The organism is Arenibacter amylolyticus (genome assembly GCF_002150785.1).
Classification (GTDB): Bacteria; Bacteroidota; Bacteroidia; order Flavobacteriales; family Flavobacteriaceae; genus Arenibacter; species Arenibacter amylolyticus.
Genome location: NZ_MTAZ01000086.1, coordinates 1 through 4,166 on the forward strand (window position 1 = coordinate 1; position 4,166 = coordinate 4,166).

The following is a 4,166-nucleotide window of genomic DNA, read 5'->3' on the forward strand; positions in this document are numbered from 1 at the left end:
ACCCCATTGGGGTGGCCCAATGGCAACAGTTCAAAGGTAAAGTCGCCCGATCCGCCAGTAACCGTTAATTCAACCGCTTCGTCATTAGTACAGGTAATCGCGGTCTGCTGGGTAACTGCCACATTGGTAATGGCAGGTAAAGGATTGATGCTGATTGTTTCGGTATCCGTACAACCATTGGCGTCACGTACTGTTACCGTAATGTTTTGAACGGCACCCGTATCATTGATATTAAAAGTGTTGCTAGCAAAGAAGTTAGTTCCGTCTATACTATATGTATAAGGTCCGGTTCCTCCAGATCCCGTAGCCGTAATCACCGCCTGAGAAACCGAATTGTCAGCCGCACAGGAGAAATCCGTCGCAGTGGCACTGGCCACCAATGCAGGCGGTTCGTTTATGGTGAAAGGTATATCTACCCTACAGAATCTCGCCGATCTTACCCTTACCATATAATTACCCTGACTTAATCCTGTATACACATTGGAGAACTGAGGTAGTAACTGAATAATCCCACCAGTACCATCCAAAAGCTGATACGTATACGGGGGATTGTCCATCCCTGCGTCTAACCTTATCTCAACAGAACCATCACTGCCACCATGACAACTAACATCCGTTTTTTCCCCAATTGCGGCCACCACAGCTGTTGGTACCTCCAAGGTAATGTCTATAAAGGAATCACATCCACCTACTACATCGTCGTATACATAGGCTCTATAAGTGCCAGGAGCCAACCCGGTAAAGGTATCCGAACTTTGTTTTGGCCTTATGACATCATTTGAACTATCCCTAAGCTCAAATTGGTAATTGAGTCCAGAACCTCCATAGGCTTTTAGTTTTACCTCCCCTTGATTCAAAGCATTACAAGCAGGTTTCACTGTAACCTCTGCAGACAGGGAAGTAGGGGTATAGATTTCTATAGATTCAGTATTCCCACAGCCATTGGAATCCCTTATTTCCACTGTGTGGGTTCCGCTGCTCAAACTGGTAAAGTCGAAGGTACTTAGAACTCCCCCTGAAAAAGTCACCGGCTGAAAAGCTCCTCCGTTTAAACTGAGGAAATAAGGTGATACCCCCGGATTGTCCAAGGCAACCTGAATCGTAAAATTGCCCTCTGTAGTAGCACATTGGTTTGGTACGGTAAGACTGATTACCGGACTCGGATCTTCCGCTACGGTAACATTAACAGACTGAATACAGTTATTGGCGTCCTTTACATACACCGTATAGGTATCCGCATCAGTATTGAAGAATCCGCTGGTATTAGTTCCCGTCCAAGAAGCAGCCGTAGGGGCAGTAGCAGAGGCCAATTCCAACTGGAATTGGTAGGGAGCCTTTCCATAGCGAGCACTGGCGGTTATCGTTCCCGCGTTGGAAGCGCAATTATCGTTGGTAGAACTAGCGGTAACTTCCAATAGGGCAGCGGACTGGTCTATTACAAAAGGGTCGGATGCGTTTACACACCCAGCATTAGGTCCATCCACTTCAGTAAAGAGAATATAATATTTCCCTGGAGCAATTCCAGATAAGGTTCTGGTTCTTGAGGCGCCTGGTAATAGAGCGGTAGAAGTACCCGTATTTCCAGTAGCAATATTGGTCTGATAGGTGTATATCTCGTAATCTACCTGTGTTCCTCCATAGCCATTATAGGTGAATTCTACAGATCCGTCTGCAGCGCCAAAGCAACTTACATCGGTACTAGCATCTATGGTGGAACTTAAACTGGCATTGGTCGCTACTGGGACGGTGGCTTCCTGTACGTATTCGCATCCGGAATCCGAATCATAGACAATAAAGGTATAGGTAACCCCTGGGGTAAGTCCCGTAAAGGTATGGGTATAGGGTGCAGGAGAACTTGCTCCACCATCCTGAAGATGCCATTCCGTATTGGTAGGCGTCCATGTGGAGGCGGGGTAGATGGCAAAATAAAAGGTCCCAGACCCTAGCGTCCCATTATTGGCCTGAGCTTCTACCAACATTTCACCACTTCCAGGAGCACATCCAGCAACTCCGGTGGTGGTAATTAAAACATCTGGCCCAGTAGTAATAGTAACTATAGTGATGTTTTCACAACCATTTCCATCAATTACCCTTATAGTATATTCCCCAGAATCCAGTCCAGTAAACGTATGGTCATTAGTACCCGTAGAGGTATCGTAGGTATCCGTATGGGAATAATCATTACTATTGACTTCATAAATATATGGGGCAGTCCCACCGCTTGCATCCACTGTGATGGTACCCATTACATTGGCAGATGCCGAACAGGTTAAATTGGTGTGGGTAATATTTGGGCTGATGGCAGTAGGTTCAATAATGGATGCCGTTGTGGTAATAGAGCAGCCTTTATCATCGGTCAATGTGATTTCATAATCCCCTGCCGGTAATCCAGTAGTCTTTTCGCTGTAATCAGTTGATGTATTTGTTTCATAAATATTAATGGTGTAGGGGGCAACACCCATACTGGTATCCACTACAATATCCAGAGATCCAGTGCTGTCTCCATTACAAAGAACATTCGTTGGGGTAACACTGGTAATCACCGGATTATTGGCTGCGGTAACAGTCACGGTATTACTTTCTGTAATACAACCTTGTGTATCCGTAACTCTAAATCTATAGGTTCCTGGGTTGGAAGTGGTGTAGGGGAAGCCTGCCGCATAGGCGGAATAGGCACCACCATTAAAGGCCACTTCATAGGTATACCCTGGATAACCTCCATTTACCGTTAGGTTGATCTCCGCATCCGGGCTCCCGGTACAATCAAGGTCCTTCGCCAGCACTGCACTGGCTGTTAGTTCTGGTTGAATCTCAAATTGAACCGTATCCGAACATCCATTGCTATCGGTAACGGTAAAATCGTATATAGCCGGAGTTAAATCTGCAAAAGTATTCGAGGTTTGAGTAGGACCTCCATTAATACTATAGTAATAAGGAGCTGCACCCAAGCTTGCACCCACAACAATTGTGGCCAATCCAGATGAGGAATAGCATAGTGTGGAGGCGGCCAAATCAATGCTAGCCGCAGGATTCGTAGGCGGATTAATATCAAAGGTTTTTGATACCGTACAGCCACCAGCATCGGTAACGCGGATGGTATAAGTACCGTCTTGACTTAATCCAGTAAATACATGGCTGGCCTGGGGGCCCAGAACGTTGGTATCGGGCTCGGTAATTTCATAAACGTACCCTCCCCAACCATCGGTAGCGGTGATGGTCACCGAGCCATCGTCATTACAAGTCTTAGGATTCAATACAAAACTAAAGTCAAGCGCTGTAGCAGGCTCACTCACCGTAACGGTGGCCGTATCGGTACAATTGGTACTGTCGTCGGTAACCGTAATGGTATAGTCCCCGGCCAAGAGTCCAGTGAAATTCAAGGGATCCGTGCTTATCCCGCTCTGAGCAGCAATGGCCGTTGGGCCAGCAACCGTATAGCTATACGTACCGGAGAAACCGCTAACTGTATAGGCTATGGCTCCGTCCGAACTTCCCTTACAGGATACATCCTGGGATAAAGTACCGGCTACCCCTATCTTTTGTACCGGATTCAGGGTAAAGTTCTCTTCATAAGAACAGCCCTTGGCATCGGTAACCCTAAAAGTATAGGTGTCCGGAGCAAGGTTGGTAAATATATTGTTGTTGCCGTTGTTCAAAGCAGACGGGGAAATCAGCTCATAGGTAATGGCCCCACTTCCTCCAGTAACCGTAAGGGTCACATTGGAGGTCTCTGCCGGACAATTGGCCGCCGTAGCTGAAAAAGAAATATCGGTAGGGGGTGTCAAGGGATCCACCGTAATGGTCTCGGTGGCGGTACATCCGTTGGCATCCATCACCGTTAGGGTATAGGTCCCGTCCGTAAGGCCCGTAAAACTGTTGCTGGGCCCAAAGGTGGTCCCATCTATACTATAGGTATAGGAACCGCTGCCTCCCATTTCTCCCTGTACTTCTACCGTAGCTCCTTGCAAGCAGGTGTATTCTTGGGTCAGCACCGCATTAAAAGTAATTGCATCGGGCTCTCCCACGCTCACCGTATTGGTGACGCTACAACCTTTGCTGTCCACAACCGTATAGGAATAAGTCCCTGCAGCCAATCCGGAATAAGTGGTATTACTGCTGAGTCCGCCGCTATTAAAATCTACCTGATAAGGGGCAGTGCCAAAATT

At 47.1% G+C, this 4,166-nt stretch carries 1 pseudogene; it reads right to left on the reverse strand.

The annotated features are described in order from the left end of the window. Positions 1–4,166: pseudogene (locus tag BV214_RS16505) on the reverse strand (SprB repeat-containing protein); the annotation flags it as partial.